Annotated in this window: 18 protein-coding genes and 1 riboswitch; of the genes, 4 read left to right on the forward strand and 14 right to left on the reverse strand. The window is 65.0% G+C overall.

Annotation, left to right across the window (positions count from 1 at the left end):
• Nucleotides 1-124: 124 nt before the first annotated feature.
• Together AAFG16_RS11465 and AAFG16_RS11470 are read right to left on the reverse strand one after the other, a co-directional pair.
• Nucleotides 125-817, reverse strand: a complete 693-nt coding sequence (locus AAFG16_RS11465; protein WP_342739184.1) for a glutathione S-transferase family protein — start codon at nt 815-817, stop codon at nt 125-127.
• Nucleotides 818-1,050: 233 nt separating this feature from the next.
• Nucleotides 1,051-1,701 (reverse strand): glutathione S-transferase family protein, encoded by a 651-nt coding sequence (locus AAFG16_RS11470; RefSeq protein WP_342739185.1) that lies wholly within the window; start codon nt 1,699-1,701, stop codon nt 1,051-1,053.
• A 293-nt stretch (nt 1,702-1,994) separates the two neighbouring features.
• Here AAFG16_RS11470 and AAFG16_RS11475 point away from each other — a divergent pair, with 293 nt between their 5' ends.
• The gene (locus tag AAFG16_RS11475) at nt 1,995-2,432 is read left to right on the forward strand and encodes a VOC family protein (protein WP_342739186.1); all 438 of its coding nucleotides are present in this window, start codon (nt 1,995-1,997) and stop codon (nt 2,430-2,432) included.
• A 122-nt stretch (nt 2,433-2,554) separates the two neighbouring features.
• Here AAFG16_RS11475 and AAFG16_RS11480 read toward each other — a convergent pair whose 3' ends face one another.
• The 7 genes from AAFG16_RS11480 to AAFG16_RS11510 form a co-directional block, all read right to left on the reverse strand.
• Entirely contained in the window at nt 2,555-3,067 is a 513-nt protein-coding gene (locus AAFG16_RS11480; RefSeq protein ID WP_342739187.1) for a mismatch-specific DNA-glycosylase, read from the reverse strand.
• A 590-nt stretch (nt 3,068-3,657) separates the two neighbouring features.
• Nucleotides 3,658-5,556 (reverse strand): phosphomethylpyrimidine synthase ThiC, encoded by a 1,899-nt coding sequence (thiC, locus tag AAFG16_RS11485; RefSeq protein WP_342739188.1) that lies wholly within the window; start codon nt 5,554-5,556, stop codon nt 3,658-3,660.
• A gap of 182 nt (nt 5,557-5,738) precedes the next feature.
• A complete protein-coding gene (locus AAFG16_RS11490) occupies nt 5,739-6,344 on the reverse strand; it encodes a thiamine phosphate synthase (protein WP_342739189.1) in 606 nt (201 codons plus the stop codon).
• Nucleotides 6,331-7,113, reverse strand: a complete 783-nt coding sequence (locus AAFG16_RS11495; protein WP_027560690.1) for a thiazole synthase — start codon at nt 7,111-7,113, stop codon at nt 6,331-6,333. The genes AAFG16_RS11490 and AAFG16_RS11495 overlap by 14 nt, the downstream gene beginning before the upstream one ends.
• 156 nt (nt 7,114-7,269) lie before the next feature.
• Nucleotides 7,270-7,467: a sulfur carrier protein ThiS gene (thiS, locus tag AAFG16_RS11500; RefSeq protein WP_283084644.1), complete on the reverse strand. Its 198-nt coding sequence runs from the start codon at nt 7,465-7,467 to the stop codon at nt 7,270-7,272.
• Nucleotides 7,458-8,483 (reverse strand): FAD-dependent oxidoreductase, encoded by a 1,026-nt coding sequence (locus tag AAFG16_RS11505; protein WP_342739190.1) that lies wholly within the window; start codon nt 8,481-8,483, stop codon nt 7,458-7,460. The genes thiS and AAFG16_RS11505 overlap by 10 nt, the downstream gene beginning before the upstream one ends.
• Nucleotides 8,471-8,599: riboswitch (TPP riboswitch) on the reverse strand. Its footprint overlaps the gene before it by 13 nt.
• A gap of 169 nt (nt 8,600-8,768) precedes the next feature.
• Complete coding sequence (locus tag AAFG16_RS11510; protein WP_342739191.1) at nt 8,769-9,314, reverse strand: lytic transglycosylase domain-containing protein; 546 nt, start codon at nt 9,312-9,314, stop codon at nt 8,769-8,771.
• A gap of 240 nt (nt 9,315-9,554) precedes the next feature.
• On the opposite strand from AAFG16_RS11510, the gene AAFG16_RS11515 reads away from it, so the two are divergent.
• Nucleotides 9,555-9,764, forward strand: coding sequence for a hypothetical protein (locus AAFG16_RS11515; RefSeq protein WP_342739192.1), 210 nt, complete (start codon nt 9,555-9,557; stop codon nt 9,762-9,764).
• Nucleotides 9,765-9,830: 66 nt separating this feature from the next.
• On the opposite strand, the gene AAFG16_RS11520 is transcribed toward AAFG16_RS11515, so the two are convergent.
• Both AAFG16_RS11520 and AAFG16_RS11525 read right to left on the reverse strand, forming a co-directional pair.
• Nucleotides 9,831-11,153: an ATP-binding protein gene (locus AAFG16_RS11520; RefSeq protein WP_342739193.1), complete on the reverse strand. Its 1,323-nt coding sequence runs from the start codon at nt 11,151-11,153 to the stop codon at nt 9,831-9,833.
• 14 nt (nt 11,154-11,167) lie between these two features.
• A complete protein-coding gene (locus AAFG16_RS11525) occupies nt 11,168-11,923 on the reverse strand; it encodes a response regulator (protein WP_342739194.1) in 756 nt (251 codons plus the stop codon).
• Between the two features lie 180 nt (nt 11,924-12,103).
• Here AAFG16_RS11525 and AAFG16_RS11530 point away from each other — a divergent pair, with 180 nt between their 5' ends.
• Nucleotides 12,104-12,670, forward strand: coding sequence for a hypothetical protein (locus AAFG16_RS11530; protein WP_342739195.1), 567 nt, complete (start codon nt 12,104-12,106; stop codon nt 12,668-12,670).
• A gap of 225 nt (nt 12,671-12,895) precedes the next feature.
• Nucleotides 12,896-13,420: a PRC-barrel domain-containing protein gene (locus AAFG16_RS11535; protein WP_283084651.1), complete on the forward strand. Its 525-nt coding sequence runs from the start codon at nt 12,896-12,898 to the stop codon at nt 13,418-13,420.
• Between the two features lie 165 nt (nt 13,421-13,585).
• Here the strand turns inward: AAFG16_RS11535 and AAFG16_RS11540 are convergent, their stop codons facing one another.
• From AAFG16_RS11540 to AAFG16_RS11550, 3 genes are all read right to left on the reverse strand, one after another.
• The gene (locus tag AAFG16_RS11540; RefSeq protein WP_342739196.1) at nt 13,586-14,797 is read right to left on the reverse strand and encodes an ABC transporter substrate-binding protein; all 1,212 of its coding nucleotides are present in this window, start codon (nt 14,795-14,797) and stop codon (nt 13,586-13,588) included.
• 400 nt (nt 14,798-15,197) lie between these two features.
• Nucleotides 15,198-16,028: an ABC transporter permease gene (locus AAFG16_RS11545; protein ID WP_342739197.1), complete on the reverse strand. Its 831-nt coding sequence runs from the start codon at nt 16,026-16,028 to the stop codon at nt 15,198-15,200.
• Nucleotides 16,025-17,287 carry an ABC transporter permease gene (locus AAFG16_RS11550; RefSeq protein ID WP_342739198.1) on the reverse strand — a complete coding sequence of 421 codons (1,263 nt, stop codon included), beginning with the start codon at nt 17,285-17,287 and terminating at the stop codon, nt 16,025-16,027. Before AAFG16_RS11550 ends, AAFG16_RS11545 begins: the two co-directional genes overlap by 4 nt.
• Between the last annotated feature and the right edge of the window lie 17 nt (nt 17,288-17,304).

Consider the following 17,304-nt stretch of genomic DNA (forward strand, 5'->3'; position numbering starts at 1 on the left):
AGGCAGTGCCGTCTGACTCGTTCCGTAGGGTGGGCAAAGGCGCATAGCGCCGTGCCCACCATTCGCTCGTGATGGATACAGGTCGTGGGCACGCTTCGCTTTGCCCACCCTACGAGACCGCGGACTACGCGCTCACCATCGCATGAACCCGCTCGCAATGCGCGACGAGATTTTTGTGCGCATCGACGAACGCCTTCAGCGGCGTCGGGATCGGGAAGTAATAGATGTTGGCGACAAAGCCGTAGATGCCGGCATCGACGCTGGTCGGCGCTGCGCCGTGCACGAAACCGTTCGCGGGCACGATCTCGGCCAGCACCTGCAGATCGGCGAGGCCCCGCGCGTAAGCCTGTTCGGGCGTGTAGCGGCCGATGCCCTGGAAATGATAGCGCTGCGCGTTGTAGGCCTTGGCCTTCTCGAACCCTTCCGCGTTGATCTGCGGATGCTGCGCGATGAAGCCGTCGCGGAACGTGGGATAGAAGCGCTCGTCCTTCCAGCGCGAATAGGACATCACCCAGTAGAGATCGTCCAGCATGCGCGTGACGAGGTGATTGGTTCGTCGCTGCTCTGCTGACAGCGCCGCATCGATGGTCAGGCGATATTTCGCGATCGCATGCGCGATGATGGTCTCGCTGTCGCCGATGGTCTCGCCGTCGTCGACGATGTAAGGCAGCTGCCCGCGCGGCGCCGCGGAGGCATCGAAGATGTGCTCGTGCACGAACGGAACGCCCGCGAGCTTGAGGAAGGCGTAGACCTTGAGGCCGTAGCCGTTGTTGTCGGCGACACCGAACAGTTCCGGGTAGGAGTAGAGGGTCAGCATGCGGCGGCTCCCCTGTGATGGCGGGGCCAGCATGCAGGGGCGCCGAGACGGATGCAATGGGAGCGAACCGAACAGATGCCGCGTTCGCGGCCCTGGTAGGGTGGGTTAGCCGTTCACGAACTCGGTCGCTCAACACGGAACGGTGCAAGGCGTAACCCACCTCTTCGGGGCGACAGAAGCGGTGGGTTACGCCGCGCGGCCTGCGCTTTGCACAGCCGCGCGTCTAACCCACCCTACGAACGCGACGCCGCGGTGAACACCGCCAGCTGCGCATCGAACGCGCGTCGGAACGCCGGCCGCGCTTCACCGCGGGCGACATAGGCGGCGATGTCAGGATATTCCTCCAGCAGCCCCGATGTGTTCAGCCGTCGCAGCACGGTCACCATCATGAGATCGCCGGCGCTGAAGGCGCCGTCGAGCCACTCTGCGCCGCCGAGACGGCGGGACAGTTCGCCGAGCCTGACACGGACGCGATCCCTGAGCATGGGCAGGCGCGCCTCGTACCAGCTCTTGTCGCGCTCGAACAGCATCGCCATGCCGAGCTCGACGATCGGCGGCTCCATCGTGTTCAGCGCGGCAAACATCCACGCGATCGCGCGCGCCCGCGCATTCGGCTCGACCGGCAGCAGCCCGGCATGATGCTCGGCGATGTGCAGCACGATCGCGCCGGACTCGAACAAGGCGAGGTCGCCGTCCTCATAAGTCGGAATCTGCCCGAACGGATGCCGCGCAAGGTGCGCGGGCTCTTTCATCTGCTCGAACGAAACCAGGCGGACGTCGTAGGGCTGCCCGACTTCCTCCAGCGCCCAGCGCACCCGCATGTCGCGCGCCTGTCCCCGGCCGCGGTCGGGCGAGTTTTCGAAGGCGGTGATGGTGGGAGGCATTGGCGGTCTCCTGGGTGGCTGCATCTTGGATCCAGAGGACGAACGAGCGGGGCGGTTTCCGACAAGCTATCCGGTTTTCCGCGTAGGATGGGTAGAGCGAAGCGAAACCCATCACCTACTTCATCACGGCGCCATCGAACCGCCGCGCCTGCCGTTTCGCTCCGATTGATGGGTTTCGCTGCGCTCTACCCATCCTACGAACTGCCAAAAAAATCCCGCTTCTCCATGTCGGGACGCCGCTCCCTGCCGCGTCCTTGGGAAGCCCCGCCCCCGTGCCGAAAGGAGCCCCGCTCATGACCTCCATCACGCCGTTCCTCTGGTTCGACAACAACGTCCCCGAGGCCGTCGCGTTCTACAAATCGGTGTTTCCCAACGCAAAGATCGAGACCGTCAGCGACTTCATGGCGGTGTTCGAGCTCGAAGGCCAGCGCTTCCACGCGCTCAACGGCGGGCCGCGATACCGCTTCAACGAGGCGGTGTCGTTCTTCATCAGCGTGGAGACGCAAGGCGAGGTCGACTATTTTTGGGAAGCGCTCACCGCCGACGGTGGCGAGGAGTCCAGGTGCGGCTGGCTCAAGGACAAGTTCGGCCTGTCCTGGCAGGTGATCCCGACCGCGCTCGGCCGCTACCTCGGCGATCCCGACCGCACCAGGGCGAACCGCGTCATGCAGGCCATGATGGGGATGCGGAAGATCGTGATCGCGGAGCTGGACAAGGCGTATGCGGGGTGAGGAAGCCCCGGTGCCGTAGGGTGGGCAAAGGCGCGCCCTTCGCGCGCTGTGCCCACGCGCTGCCGGGACTCACGAAGAAATCGTGGGCACGGCGCTGACGCGCCTTTGCCCACCCTACGGAGCTACGCACTGATCCACGCCGCCAGCTCCCGCCACGGCTCGATCGTCCAATGGCCCGACGCCGCACCAGATGGCGAGGGCAGCACAAAAATCTCCGGCAGGCTTGCATCGCGCACCTGCCGCCCCAGCGCAATCGCAGCTGACGGCCTGCCATAGAACAAGCTCGCCGCCTTCTTGCTCGTGAACGCAATCGTCCGCGGCCGGTACTTTTCCATCTTCGCCCTGAACCCCGGCACGTCGATCGTCTCAGCCGCGATCTGGTGATCCATCCCGGCCCCCGACTTGGAGAGATCGGTGAAGCCGATCCCGAGCTCGATCAGCGCTGCGAACTCGCCCGGCTGATAGCGCCGCGGCGTGATCCCGGCCTCATGGATCGCCCGCCAGAAGCGGTTGCCGGGATGGGCGTAGTAGTGCCCGAGCTCAGCCGAGCGCGTCGAGGCAGCGGTGCCGACGAAGACGAGGCGGAGGTTGGGGCGGAGCTGGTCGGGGAGGCGGTGGGGGGTGGGAACGGGCAAATCGACCAACTCTGGGATTGTAGCCCGCATGAGCGTCAGCGACATGCGGGGCCGCTGTCAATCCCGGATGTCGCTTCGCTCATCCGGGCTACGGGCTGCGCTCTGCCAGCCTCTTGATCCATTCGCCGTTTAGGCCATGGAGCGCACCTTCAATTGGCCAGCCAGGAGACGTTTCGATCAAGTGAAGCAACGACCAAGCAAGGCCGAAACAGTCATCTGGCCCAAACAGTCGCACCAAAGCCCTTGCCTCATCATCCGTAATCGGTGTTTGCACTTCGCCGAGCAAAGTCTCCAGCTCCCGCAGTACCGACGCGGTGGCAGCGCTCGAACTCGGCAACGGGCCGATTTGAGTAAGGCGCTTAACGGCTGGCTGCACTATTGCGTTCTCCCATCATCGTCTCATCGAATTAGTAATGGCTCAGCGATGGTGCTCAACAAGATTTCAAAGCTTCGTTGCGATGGTGACGTTGGTCTTCGCTCAAATTCGTAAGCTGTGTAGGTGGATACTACTCATAAAGAAGCCGAGCTTTCGCCCGGCTTCTCGTTTCTTATAGACGCTCGAGTAAGCCCGCGCATAACGAGCAGAGAGATTACAGCACCCGATTACTCTCCTTCACCTTCTCCGCGTCCAGATACACGCTGCTCCCCATCTCCTTGAACTTCGCGCTCATCTTCGCCATGCCGTCCTCGGCGGTGCCGCTGATCGACATGCCCACGCTGTTCGGATCATTCAGCGTCGCCGCATAATCCCGCACGTCCTGCGTGATCTTCATCGAGCAGAATTTCGGGCCGCACATCGAGCAGAAATGGGCGACCTTGTGGGCTTCCTTCGGCAGGGTCTCGTCGTGGAAGTTTTTCGCCGTGTCCGGATCGAGGCCGAGGTTGAACTGGTCGGTCCAGCGGAATTCGAACCGCGCGCGGGAGAGGGCGTCGTCGCGCAGTTGCGCGGCGGGGTGGCCTTTGGCGAGGTCGGCGGCATGAGCGGCGATCTTGTAGGTGATGACGCCGGTCTTGACGTCATTGCGGTCGGGCAGGCCGAGATGCTCCTTCGGCGTGACGTAGCAGAGCATGGCGCAGCCGAACCAGCCGATCATGGCAGCGCCGATGCCTGAGGTGATGTGGTCATAGCCCGGCGCGATGTCGGTGGTCAGCGGTCCAAGCGTGTAGAACGGCGCCTCGCCGCACTCCTTGAGCTGCTTGTCCATGTTGATCTTGATCTTGTGCATCGGCACGTGGCCGGGGCCTTCGATCATGACCTGGCAGCCCTTGTCCCACGCGATCTTGGTCAGCTCGCCGAGCGTTTCGAGCTCGGCAAATTGCGCGCGGTCGTTGGCGTCGGCGATCGAGCCCGGGCGCAGGCCGTCGCCAAGCGAGAACGAGACGTCATATTTGCGCATGAGGTCGCAGATCTCGTCGAAATGCGTGTAGAGGAAGCTCTCCTTGTGATGCGCGAGGCACCACTTCGCCATGATCGAGCCGCCGCGGCTGACGATGCCGGTGACGCGGTTGGCGGTGAGGTGGATGTATTGCAGGCGCACGCCGGCATGGATGGTGAAATAGTCGACGCCCTGCTCGCACTGCTCGATCAGCGTGTCCTTGTAGAGCTCCCAGGTGAGCGCCACCGGGTCGCCGTTGCATTTCTCCAGCGCCTGGTAGATCGGCACGGTGCCGATCGGCACCGGCGAGTTGCGCAAAATCCACTCGCGCGTGGTGTGGATGTTGCGGCCCGTCGAGAGGTCCATCACGGTGTCGGCGCCCCAGCGGATCGCCCACACCATCTTCTCGACCTCTTCCTCGACCGACGAGGTCACGGCCGAGTTGCCGATATTGGCGTTGATCTTGGTGAGGAAGTTGCGGCCGATGATCATCGGCTCGAGCTCGGAGTGATTGATGTTGGAGGGGATGATGGCGCGGCCGCGCGCGATCTCGTCGCGCACGAACTCCGGCGTGATGAAGGCGGGCACCGCGGCGCCAAAGCTCTCGCCGTCGGCGAGCGCTGCCTCCGCGCGCTCGAGCTGCTGCTTGCGGCCGAGGTTCTCGCGCGCCGCGACGTAGATCATCTCCTTGGTGACGATGCCGGCGCGGGCGAATTCGAGCTGTGTGATCTTGTGGCCGTCGAGGCCGCGCAGCGGCTTGTGATAGGCCGAGAAGGCGCGCGCGGCCTTGTCGGTGGAGACGCTGCCATTGTCCTCCGGCTTGATCTGGCGGCCCTCATATTCCTCGACGCCGCCGCGCTCCAGCACCCACTGCTTGCGGTTGCGCGCAAGGCCGGCGTTGACGTCGATGGTCACGGACGGGTCGGTGTAGGGGCCCGAGGTGTCGTAGACCGGCAGGTTCGGCTCGCCCGCGCCTTCGGAGAGGATGATCTCGCGCAAGGGCACGCGGATTTCCGGTGCTGCATCCGGGGAGGCGAAGATTTTTCGCGAGGAGGGAAGGGGGCCGGTGGTGACGGCGGGGACGGTCTTGTCGGGATTGGAGCGGATGTTCATGGGATCCTCCTTAATTCAGTTCGTTGGCGTCGCTGCGCGAGCGACAAATTCCGCTGTCATCCCCGCGAAAGCGGGGATCCAGTATTCCGAGGCGGTGCGGCTAGAGTCGAGAGGCCGCGGCGTACTGGATCGCCCGGTCAAGCCGGGCGATGACAGTTGAGGGTGTGGAGCGGGCGTGCGCATCATGCCGCCTCCTTCTGGCCGAGCCACTGCCGCACGCGGGCATCCGGGTCGGCGTTCTGGGTGACGTCGGACACCACGGCGATGGAATCCGCGCCGGCGGCAAAGATCTCCGCGGCGTGCTCGAACTTGATGCCGCCGATTGCGACCAGCGGGATGTTGCCGATGCGCTTCTTCCATTCCGTGATCTTTGGAATGCCCTGCGGCTCGAAGCGCATCGATTTGAGTGTGGTGAAGAAGATCGGGCCGAGCGCGACGTAATCGGGCTTGGCTTCGAGCGCGATCGCAAGCTCGGCGTCGTCATGAGTGGAGATTCCGAGCGACAGGCCCGCCTCGCGGATCGCCTTGAGGTCGGCATCCGCCAGATCCTCCTGGCCGAGATGCAGGTATTTTGCGCCGGCGACGATTGCCGCGCGCCAGTAGTCGTTCACGACCAGCTTGGCCTGCGTGCCCTCAGTGATCGCCAGCGCGTCGGTGACGATCTGGAGCGCCTCGGCATCGTTCAGCTCTTTCGCGCGCAGCTGGATGGTGCCGACGCCGAGTTTTGTCAGCCGCTCGACCCATTTGAGGCTGTCGACGACGGGATAGAAGCGATCAGGATACGGCATGCCAGAACGGGGTCCCAACGACAGGGGTGGAAGGGGAGGCGAAGTCGCGGGCATTCATCAGCCCGGCTTCAAAAGCGGTGCGGCCGGCATCACAGCCGAGGCGGAAGGCGTTCGCCATCGCGACGGGATCGGCGGCTTTTGCGATGGCGGTGTTGAGCAGCACGGCGTCATAGCCGAGCTCGAGCGCTGCGGCCGCATGCGAGGGCGCCCCTAAGCCGGCATCGACCACGAGCGTGATGTCGGGCAGGCGCTCGCGCAGCAGCTTGAGCGCATCGCGGTTGGTGATGCCCTTGGCGCTGCCGATCGGAGCGGCCCACGGCATCACGACCTTGCAGCCGGCATCGACCAGGCGGTTCGCGACCGAAAGGTCCTCGGTGCAATAGGGGAACACCTCGAAGCCGTCCTTGATCAGGATAGTCGCGGCTTCGACGAGGCCGACGACGTCGGGCTGCAGCGTGTCGTTGTCGGCGATCACCTCGAGCTTGATCCAGCTTGTGCCGAACAATTCACGCGCGAGCTTTGCCGTGGTCACCGCTTCGCGCACGCTGCGGCAGCCGGCGGTGTTCGGCAGCACTGTCACGTCGAGCTCGCGGATCAGCTTCCAGAACGCGTCCCCAGTCTTGCCGCCGGCGGATTCGCGGCGCAGCGACACCGTGACGATGTTCGAGCCCGACGCGCGGATCGCCGCCTGCATGATCGCCGGCGAGGGATAGAGCGCGCTGCCGATGAGGAGGCGCGAGGCGAAGGATTTGCCGTAGAAGGTCACCATGGCTTGGGTGTCTCCCTAAATGCAGCTGTCATCCCCGCGAAGGCGGGGATCCAGTACGCCGCGGCAATGCGGCTAGAACCGTGATGCCGCGGCGTACTGGATCGCCCGGTCAAGCCGGGCGATGACAGCGGAGTGTGTGGTGGGCGCTTCATCCCATCACCCTCCCTGCCGCGGCGTGATGATCTCGATCTCGTCGCCGGCATTGAGCGCGGTTTCGGCCCAGCGGCTCTTCGGCACGACGTCGTAGTTCAGCGCGATGGCGAAATGCGTGCCCTCGTAGTCGAGCTCGGAGAGCAGCGCATCGACGCTGGCCGCGTTCACCTCGCGCTGCTCGCCGTTGACGATCACGCGCATTGCATCACCTCATTGTCGATCTGGCCGCGCTCGACGTAAGCGAGCGTCAGCTCGGCGAGCGCCGGCGCGATCAGGAAGCCGTGGCGGTAAAGTCCGTTGACGCTGATCTCTTCGCCGCGAATGCCGATGCGGGGGAGATTGTCGGGAAAAGCGGGGCGAAGGCCCGAGCCGAATTCGACGATGCGGGCTTCGCCGAAGGCTGGATGCACGGCATAGGCGGCGCCCAAGAGCTCCAGCGCGGAGCGGACGCTGACGCCGGTGTCCTCGGCCTCGATCGAGGTGGCGCCGAGCATGAACAGATTGTCCTCGCGCGGGATCACGTAGAGCGGCCAGCGCGGATGGATCAGGCGCACCGGGCGCGCCAGCTGCACCTCGCCGGTCTCGATCAGGATCATCTCGCCCTTGACGCCGCGCAGCTCGGGCTCTTCTTCGCGCGCGGCAAGGCCGCGGCAGTCGATCACGATGCCTTTAGGATCAAGGCTTGCGAGATCCTTGGCGCTGACGTCGCTGTCGAACTTGATGGTGCCGCCGGCAGCTTTGATGCGCGCGTGCAGTTTCGGCAGCACGCGGCGCGGCTCGACATGGCCCTCGGCCGGGAAGAACAGCGCATCGCGAAAACGGCCTTGCAGCGACGGCTCGAGCTCGGCGAGCGCGGCGGCATCGAGCCGGCGGTGGCCCTCGGTCATGCGGGCAAAGCGCTCGAAATCGTTGCGCTCACGCGGATGGGCGACGACGAGGGAGCCGTTGAAGGGCGTGTCGGGCAGCTCGCGGCGCCAGATGTCGAGGGAGCGCTGGCCGAGCCTGGAGATGATGGGTTCGGCGACCTCGGCCTCGCACCATGGCGCCAGCATGCCGCCGGCCCAGTGGCTGGTGGATTCGGTCATCGCCGCGTCACCGCGCTCGTGTAAGGTCACGGCGTGGCCGGCCTGCGCGAACAACAGCGCCTGCCAGGCGCCGGCAATGCCTGCGCCGATAATGGATACCGGTGAATCCGATCGCTTGGTCGTCTGCAACATCCCTGTCCCTTCGCCGGCATGACCCGGATCAGGTTCAAAGGGTCACCGCGGTCCTGGGCGGTATTGCCCATTTAGCGGTATCTCAGCTCCTCCTCGGAGCACCCCTCGGAACGGCTCTAATGTATGCCAGTGGGAGCTGGTGTCAACGCGTTAACGGTCGTCATGCCCGGGCTTGTCCCGGGCATCCACGTTCTTGGGCGCGGATGCAAAGACGTGGATGGCCGGGTCATAGGCGAGCGGAAGCGACGCCGTCCTTCGGACGGCTATGCCCGGCCATGACGGTGATTACTGCGCGGGAACCTGAGCTCGCGCATTGCGGACGCCTTGCGCGAGCTTCCTGTGCGGCGCGGTGGCGAACATCGGCTGCGGATTGCCGTTGGGCTCGAGCCAGGTCTGGTTGCTGGCCTCTCGCACCATCGCCTGCTGCTGTTCCTGACGCTGCCGCTTTGCAACGTAGTAATAGCCGCCCGCGAAATAACGCACGGCTCGCGCGTGGTCGCCATTGGCGGCGTGATAGGCGCCGGCGAGGTATTTCACCGCATAGGTAAGATTGGTGTTGGGATCGCGCAGGCCGGCGGCATCGCCGGTGTAGCCGAGCCCGCGGGCGGTCGCGAGCTTGATCTGCATCAGGCCGATGGTGCCGCCGCGGCCGACGAGGCCGGGCTGGTAGCGGCTTTCGCGCATGATGACGCGGTGCACGAGCGCCTCCGGTATGCCGTTGGCGCGCGCATGCATCGCAACCATCTCGGCATAGTCGGCTTCGCCCGCGAATGCGGCTTGCGGCACCATGAATCCGGCCGCGAGCAGCGCGGCAATGCGTAAAATCTTCATGAGATATTCCTTGGGTCTAACAAGTGACCTGCACCCAGCGTGGTTAGGCCCCCGGAACGCGGCGATCATGTGACCAAACGCCGCCGCGCACGATTTTGCGGTGCCGAGCCGCCGTGATGACGCAAAGCTGGCCTAGGTGACGCGTGGGGCGAACGACCCCCGGCTCGCGACAGCACGCCTGTCTATTCGCATGGGCTAGCGAAAGCGAGTATGAAGACGCCTGCGAAGTGGGAGGGTGCCATGACAAAATCAAACAAGGCACATATCGGCGACGTTCCCAGACAGAACCCCTGTGCCCAGTGCGGCACGCCAATCCCCCAGCCGGACTGGATCGAGCCAGGCGAGGGGCGCGTCTCCTATCTCTGGAATTGCCACGCCTGCGGATATCGCTTCGAGGCGGTGGCGATCTTCGACGAGACGGCCGTCGAGCATCCGCCACTCGCGGCCTGAGGCGCATCGCTGCGGATCGCATTGTCCTCACCTCTCCCCGCTTGAGAGAGGTGAAGGAAGTGTGCCCTAAGCCGCCAGCCGCGGCGCTTGCCAGATCGGCAATTGCATCCGCACGATCAGGCCGTGCGGCTCGCGGTCGTGCAGCGAGAGCTCGCCGCCATGGGCGATCGCGATCGCGCGCGCGATCGACAGGCCGAGGCCGAAGCCGGTGGAGTCGTCCATGGTGCGCGCGTCGTCGCCGCGCACGAACGGCTCCAGCATCTCCTGCTTGCGCGCGTCCGAAATGCCGGGGCCGTCATCTTCGACGTCGATGACGAGCGTGGTGGAGGATGCATCGAGGCGGATCGTGACCTCGGCGCCGAAGCGCACGGCGTTCTCGACCAGGTTGGTGACGCCGCGATGCAAATCGTCGGGCCGCGCGGCGGCGGTCGCGGACGCCGGGCCGTCATAGTGCACGACATGGCCCATGTCGCCGAACTGGTCGGCGATGAGCTGGAGCGTGCTGGCGATGTCGACCAGGGTCACCGCCTCGACCTTGCGGTCGTTGCGCAGGAGTGAGAGCACGGACTCCAGCATCGAACGCATCTGGTCGAGATCGATCAGCATGCGCTTGCGATTGGTTTCGTCCTCGATGAACTCGGCGCGCAGGCGCAGCCGCGTGATCGGCGTGCGCAGATCGTGGCTGATCGCGGCCAGCATCCGCGTGCGATCCGACATCAGCCGCGCGATCCGCTCATGCATGCGGTTGAGCGCGCGCGCCACGGAGCGGATCTCCTCCGGCCCGCGCTCGGGCAGCGGCTCGGCGGCGCCGTCCAGGCTGAAATTCTCCGCGGCCCTGGCGAAGGATGACAGCGGTGCGGCCAGCGCGCGCGCGGCCCACAGGCCGAGCACGGTGACGCAGATGAAGGCGGTCATCAGCGTCATCAGCCACGGCGCGCCCCAGAACCACGGCCGCGGACCGTTCTCGACCCGGCCGGCGATCATGGTGCCGTCCGGCAATTGCACGCCGATGCGGTGGGCGTCGTCGGGCGAGAGCCGCATCACCTTGTAGCCGCGGCCAAGGTGACGGCGCAGGCCGCGCAGGTGCGGGCCTTCGCTCTGCTCGACGACGGCTGCCGTGCCGGGCGCCAGCATGTCGAGGCCGAGCTTGGGGAAGGCGCGCGCGAGATCGGTGAGGAGGCGCGGCCGCTCGTCGGGCTCGGCCGCGCCGAGCAGCAACGCGGCGTCGGTCAGCTGATGCGCCCCGTCCGGCGGCGCGTCCGGGCGGTCCGGCCGGCTCATCAGGAAGGCGGTGGTGACGACGAGATGCAGTGCGACGGTCGAAGCCAGCACCAGCGCGGCGATCTGCCCGCCGATACCCCTGAGGTGGAAGAATCCGAACGGCTTCATCGTCGGCGTCCTTCTCAACCGCTCACGGGCGCCGCAACCGCTTCAGTGTTTGCCGCTTCAGTCCTCGGCGTGAACAGATAGCCGCCGGATCGCACCGTCTTGATGATGGTGGGATCTGCCGGGTTGGGCTCGATCTTGCGGCGGATGCGGCTCACCAGCACGTCGATGGAGCGCTCGAACGAGCCGGTGTTGCGCCCCTGCGTGAGGTCGAGCAGGCTGTCGCGCGACAGCACGCGGCCGGGGCGTTCGCAGAAGGTGCGGAGCAGATCGAACTCGGCGCTGGTCACCGCGACGCGCGCACCTTGCGGATTGCGCAGCTCGCGCAGGCGCAGATCGATGCGCCAGCCTTCGAAGGCGAGCGTGGAGGTGCCTTCGATCGAGCTTGCCGTTTGCGCCGCGGCCTGGCGGCGCAGCACCGCGTTGATGCGGGCGAGCAGCTCGCGCGGGTTGAACGGCTTCGGCAGATAATCGTCCGCGCCCATCTCGAGGCCGACGATGCGATCGACGTCCTCGCCGCGCGCGGTCAGCATGATGATCGGCGTCTGCGTCTCCGAGCGCACCTTGCGGCAGAGGCTGAGGCCGTCCTCGCCGGGCAGCATGACATCGAGGATGATGAGGTCGACGCGGTGATTGGCCATGGCGCGCGACATCTCGCGGCCATCGCTTACGGCGGTGACGTTGCAGGCGTTGCTGCGCAGGTACTTCGCAATCAACGTCCGGGTTTCGCGGTCGTCCTCGACGACCAGGATGTTGGGATTGGGAACGGCCATGCGCTTTGTTTGTCCAAGATTCGGGCCAAAAGGCGAAGATTTTTGTTTCAGATCATTTCTGAGGCTCCTGCCGCAACGCCAGGACACGACCGGGCAGCGCTGCGGCAAGGTCTCGTTAAGCCCGTTAACCATACCGTGGCGCCGTCGCGTACGAAACCCAGCAAAACCCACGGAGCCATCATGAGCTCGATTTCGGCGGCCCCCGCCGGTAACCACCAGTCGCCGTTGCAGCGGCTGCAGCAGGAATTGCAATCGGAAGTCTCCGCCGGCACGATCTCGTCGTCGGACCAGTCCGCGCTGTCGACGGCGCTGACCGACATCGACACGGCGCTCCAGCAGAGCCGGTCGAGCGACCAGGCGAGCGGCACGCGTCCCTCCAAGGACGAGATGCAATCGAAGATCGACGACCTCATCTCGGGCGAGGTGTCGAACGGCACGCTGACCTCGGACCAGGCCGACGAATTGAAGAACGTCTTTCAATCCGCCTTCGCCAAGGGGCCTGGGGGCGCTCGCGGCGCGGGCGGGCCGCCGCCCGGTCCGCCGCCGTCGGACGACGGCTCTTCGGATTCTGCGTCGTCGACGGATTCGACCAGCGGCACGTCGACCGACGACACCACCGCAGAGATCCTCCAGCAATTCCTCGAGGCGCTCCAGCAGTCGCAATCGTCGACATCGTCCTATGCCGCCAACGGCAGCTCATCCAGCAATTTGGATTTCTCCGCGCTTCTGATCGACTACAAGAGCTGACCTGAGCGACGCAGGTCGGCGCGTTCCCCGCCGCGGTTCGTGCTTCACCCAGGGCGCATGATCGTCGGCGGGGAACCGTGCGCCGCAAAATGTTCCTGGGTGACGCAGGAACAATTCTCGTCGTTTTCGCGTGCGCATCGCGCGACGAAATTGCCGCGTGTAAGGAACTGCGCGTGAGTAGCGCTGTTTTCTCCGCACAAGTTTTCTGTGGAAGGAGAGGACAACATGCTGATGAAATCGATCGCCGCCGGCCTTGCCGGCACGGCTCTGCTCGCAACCGTTGCGTTCGCGCAATCGCCGACCGCCACCACCGACAAGGCGGCCCCTGCGGCCACCGCCACGACCACGACTGCATCGGGTGAATGGCGCGCCTCGAAGATGTCGGGCCTGAAGGTCTACAACGACGCCAACGAGAACATCGGCTCGATCAACGATCTCCTGATGGACAAGAGCGGCGCCATCAAGATCGCCGTGATCGGCGTCGGCGGCTTCCTCGGCATGGGCGAGCATCTGGTCGCCGTGCCCTATGAGAAGTTGAAGTTCGCCAGCGAGGCCGTGGCCTACACCGGCGCCAGCACGAACCCGGGCGCCAAGCCCGCCGCGACCACGACGACCGGCGCTGCGACCGGCACCGACAAGCCTGCGGCGACCACGACGTCGTCCACGTCGAAGTGGTATCCGGACCACGCCGTGTTTAATGCGAGCAAGGACGAGCTGAAGAACATGCCCGAATTCAAGTACTCGGAGTAATGCGGCTCTGAGCGGCTGAACGAAGCGCGCCTGGTTTTCACCGGGCGTGCTGTCGTGTCTTTTTTGTCATTGCGAGGAGCGAAGCGACGAAGCAATCCAGAGCTATCTTCGCAGATGCATTTCTGGATTGCTTCGCTTCGCTCGCAATGACGGCAACCACCGGCCTCAGTGCGTCACCAGCGGGCAGCCGCCCTTGTCGAGCGGGCGGAAGGCCTCGTCGCCGGGCACGGTGGCGATCGGCTTGTAGAGGTCCCACTCGCCCTTGGAGTCCTCGGGCTTCTTGACCTCGAACAGATACATGTCGTGGACCATGCGGCCGTCGATGCGGATCTTGCCGTTCTTGGCGAAGAAGTCGTTCACCGGCGTCTTGCGCATCTGCTCCATCACCTTCGGCGCCTCGTCGGTCTTGATGGCGTCGATCGCCTTCAGATAGTGCATGGTCGCCGAATAGAGCCCCGCCTGGATCATGGTCGGCATGTGCCCGACCTTCTCGTTGAAGCGTTTTGAGAAGGCGCGCGTCTCCTCGTTCATGTCCCAGTAGAAGGCGTCGGTGACGATCAGGCCCTGCGTCGCCTTGATGCCGAGCGAATGCGTGTCGGTGATCTCCTGGAGCAGCGCGATCATCTTCTGGCCGCCCTGGGTCAGGCCGAACTCGGCCGCCTGCTTCAGCGCATTGGTGGTGTCGCCGCCGGCATTGGCGAGTGCGACCACCTTGGCCTTGGAGGCCTGGGCCTGGAGCAGGAAGGAGGAGAAGTCCGAGGAGTTGAGCGGATGGCGAACGTCGCCGAGCACCTTGCCGCCGCTTTCCTTGACGACATTGGCGGCGTCGCGCTCGAGCGCCATGCCGAAGGCGTAGTCGGCGGTGACGAAGAACCAGGTGTCCTCGCCGCGCTTCACCATCGCCTTTCCGGCGACGTTCGACAGCGCATAGGTGTCGTAGGTCCAGTGCACGGTGTTGGGCGAGCAGGCGGTGCCGGTGATGTCGGAGGAGCCGCCGCCGGAATTGATGTTGATCTTGTTCTTCTCGCGCGTCAGCGCCGAGATCGGCAGCGCCACCGAGGAGGTCGGCACATCGAAGATCGCGTCGACCTTCTCGTTGTCATACCAGTTGCGGGCGATGTTGACGCCGACGTCGGGCTTGTTCTGGTGATCGGCAGCGACCACCTGCACGGGCTTGCCCGCGACCTTGGCGCCGTAATCGGCAACCGCCATCTCGACCGCGGCGAGCGAGCCCTTGCCGGTCGCGTCCGCATAGAGGCTCGACATGTCCGTGAGCACGCCGATCTTGACCACATCGTCGGAAATCTGCGCCTGCGCCGCGCCGGACGTGGCGGCAAGCGCGAAACCAGCCGCCACGGCGGCGATGAGTTTTTGCATGGTGTTTCTCCCTCAGCGTTGTTGTTTGGGCTTTGTTGCGGGACCGTTGTAGCGACAAATGGCCGCGGCAGCTAAGCGGTGCGCGCCATAGCGGAATGCAAAATCAGAAGGGGCGAGCGGTGTTCCCTTCGCCTCTCCCCGCAGGCGGCAGGGCAATCGCATATGGCTTGCACGATGCGGCGACATCGGCACTGGGCTCCCTCTCCCGCTTGCGGGAGAGGGTTGGGGAGAGGGTGTCTCCGCAACGGGATAATCCCCAAGAGGAAAGAGCCCTCACCCGCCGCGCTCTGCGAGCGCGTCGGCCTCTCCCGCAAGCGGGAGAGGCGGAGCAAGCCCGCAGGGAATCCTCGTGAAATCCATATGCGATTGCCCTACCGCAGGCGGGGAGAGGGAGCAGTTATCACGCATTACTGCCCTTGAGCCGTTCATTGCGCCGGCGAAGGCCCTCCAGGGTGGCGAGGAGGATGATCGAGACTGTCGTCAGGATCACCGCCGCGGCCGTGATGGTCGGGCTGATGTTTTCGCGGATGCCGCTGAACATCTCGCGCGGCAGGGTGCGCTGCTCGGGCCCCGCCATGAACAGCACGATCACCACTTCATCAAAACTGGTCGCGAAGGCGAACAGTGCGCCGGACGCGAGCCCCGGCAGGATCAATGGCAGGATCACGCGGCGGAACGCTTGAAGCGGCGAGGCACCGAGCGAGGCGGCGGCGCGCGCGAGGTTGGTGTCGAAACTCTGCAGCGTCGCGCCGACCGTGATCACCACAAAAGGCGTCGCCAGCGCAGTGTGGGCCAGGATCAGGCCGAGATAGCTGCCGGTGAGGCCAATCGGCGCGAAGAAGAAGTACAGGCCGACGGCGGTGATGACGCCGGGCACAACGACCGGCGACAGCACGAAGGCCAGCACCAGCGGCTTGAACCGGCTCTTCCACTGCGCGAGCCCAAGAGCTGCCAGCGTGCCGAGCACCATCGACAGCAGCGTCGAGGCGATGCCGATGATCATGCTGTTCTTCAGTGAATTCATCCAGCGCGGCGAATTGATGAAGTCGTCGTACCAGCGCAAGGAGAGGCCCGGCAGCGGATAAGTGAGGTACGAGCTGGAACTGAAGGACAGCGGCATGATGGCGAGGATCGGCGCGATCAGGAAGATGAACACCATCGTCGAGATGGCGATGGTCGCGATCCATGCGATGCGCTGGCTGGGTGTGCGGAGTGAAGGATTGTCGCTCAATTCTTCATGCCTCCCGTGACCTGCTGGCCCTGCACCAGCTTGCCGTAGACGAGCGCGAGCAGAAGTGTGGCGAGCAGCAGCACCGCGCCCAACGCCGACGCAAGGCCCCAATTGGCCGTCTCGGTTGTATAGAGCGCGATGAAATAGCTGATCATCTGATCGGCAGCACCGCCGACGAGGGCCGGCGTGATGTAGTAGCCAAGCGCCAGGATGAAGACGAGCAGGCTTCCCGCGCCGATACCGGGCAGGGTTTGCGGCAAATAGATCCGCAGGAAAGCGGTGAGGGGCGCCGCGCCGAGCGAGGCGGCGGCCCGCATGTAAGCGGGCGAGATCGCCTTCATGCTGCTGTAGAGCGGCAGGATCATGAACGGCAGCAGCACGTGAGTCATGGCCACGCAGACGCCGAAGCGGTTGTAAATCAGGCGGAGCGGCTCGTCGATGATGCCGAGCCAGTGCAGGCTGTCGTTCACGACACCCTTACTCTGCAGCAGCACGATCCAGGCGCAGGTGCGGACCAGAAGCGACGTCCAGAACGGCAGCAGCACGAAGATCATCAGCAGGTTCGACCGGCCCGGCGGCAGCACCGCTAAGAGGTATGCGACCGGGAAGCCGAGGATCAGGCAGAGTGCGGTGACACCGAGGCTGATCAAGAAGGTGCGGACGAAAATCTCGCGATAGATCGCCTGATCCGGTGGGGCCGCGACGATCGCGCCGTCCGCGTTTCGCGTCAGATCGAGCGCCGCCAGAAGGTAGAAGCCGGTCACGGGGCCGCTGGCGTCCTTGATCGTCATCCAGGTGCTGCGCTCGCGCCAGGCCGGGTTGATCTTGCTCAGCGTCTCCTTTGCAGTGCCGGGCTCGGGCACGGCTTTGAGATTGCGTGCCGTGCTTGTCAGGATCGTGCGAAAGCCGTTCAGGGCATAATTGAGTCGCTTGGCCGCAATGGCGATGGTGCCGCCGGCGCGCGCTGCCTGGATGTCGCTTGCCAGCGCCGCATAGGCCTTTTCGTCAGGCAGGCCCTTGCCGTCCCAGTCGGCGAGAGCAGCGATGGTTTGCGGCAGAACCTGGCGCACCTCGCGGTCATCGACCGCGCGCCACAGCATGCCGGCGATGGGCCCGGCGAAAGTGAAGAGCAAGAAGACGAGAAGCGGCACTACCAGCGCCAATGCCTTGACCTGACGTGTCCGCTCCGCACGCCGCAATCGGCGCTTGAGCGACACCTCGGTCGACGCATTGGCGCCGGTCAGAGGCGCGTCCGTCATTGGTCGAGCCTAGCAGG

Source organism: Bradyrhizobium sp. B117 (assembly GCF_038969555.1).
GTDB lineage: Bacteria > Pseudomonadota > Alphaproteobacteria > Rhizobiales > Xanthobacteraceae > Bradyrhizobium.

Bases quoted from the DNA above. Each gene is read 5' to 3' on its own strand.
- AAFG16_RS11465 (WP_342739184.1), bottom strand. From the start codon at position 817: ATGCTGACCCTCTACTCCTACCCGGAACTGTTCGGTGTCGCCGACAAC.
- AAFG16_RS11470 (WP_342739185.1), bottom strand. From the start codon at position 1,701: ATGCCTCCCACCATCACCGCCTTCGAAAACTCGCCCGACCGCGGCCGG.
- AAFG16_RS11475 (WP_342739186.1), top strand. From the start codon at position 1,995: ATGACCTCCATCACGCCGTTCCTCTGGTTCGACAACAACGTCCCCGAG.
- thiC (WP_342739188.1), bottom strand. From the start codon at position 5,556: ATGAACATCCGCTCCAATCCCGACAAGACCGTCCCCGCCGTCACCACC.
- AAFG16_RS11490 (WP_342739189.1), bottom strand. From the start codon at position 6,344: ATGCCGTATCCTGATCGCTTCTATCCCGTCGTCGACAGCCTCAAATGG.
- AAFG16_RS11495 (WP_027560690.1), bottom strand. From the start codon at position 7,113: ATGGTGACCTTCTACGGCAAATCCTTCGCCTCGCGCCTCCTCATCGGC.
- thiS (WP_283084644.1), bottom strand. From the start codon at position 7,467: ATGCGCGTGATCGTCAACGGCGAGCAGCGCGAGGTGAACGCGGCCAGC.
- AAFG16_RS11505 (WP_342739190.1), bottom strand. From the start codon at position 8,483: ATGTTGCAGACGACCAAGCGATCGGATTCACCGGTATCCATTATCGGC.
- AAFG16_RS11510 (WP_342739191.1), bottom strand. From the start codon at position 9,314: ATGAAGATTTTACGCATTGCCGCGCTGCTCGCGGCCGGATTCATGGTG.
- AAFG16_RS11515 (WP_342739192.1), top strand. From the start codon at position 9,555: ATGACAAAATCAAACAAGGCACATATCGGCGACGTTCCCAGACAGAAC.
- AAFG16_RS11520 (WP_342739193.1), bottom strand. From the start codon at position 11,153: ATGAAGCCGTTCGGATTCTTCCACCTCAGGGGTATCGGCGGGCAGATC.
- AAFG16_RS11525 (WP_342739194.1), bottom strand. From the start codon at position 11,923: ATGGCCGTTCCCAATCCCAACATCCTGGTCGTCGAGGACGACCGCGAA.
- AAFG16_RS11530 (WP_342739195.1), top strand. From the start codon at position 12,104: ATGAGCTCGATTTCGGCGGCCCCCGCCGGTAACCACCAGTCGCCGTTG.
- AAFG16_RS11535 (WP_283084651.1), top strand. From the start codon at position 12,896: ATGCTGATGAAATCGATCGCCGCCGGCCTTGCCGGCACGGCTCTGCTC.
- AAFG16_RS11540 (WP_342739196.1), bottom strand. From the start codon at position 14,797: ATGCAAAAACTCATCGCCGCCGTGGCGGCTGGTTTCGCGCTTGCCGCC.
- AAFG16_RS11550 (WP_342739198.1), bottom strand. From the start codon at position 17,287: ATGACGGACGCGCCTCTGACCGGCGCCAATGCGTCGACCGAGGTGTCG.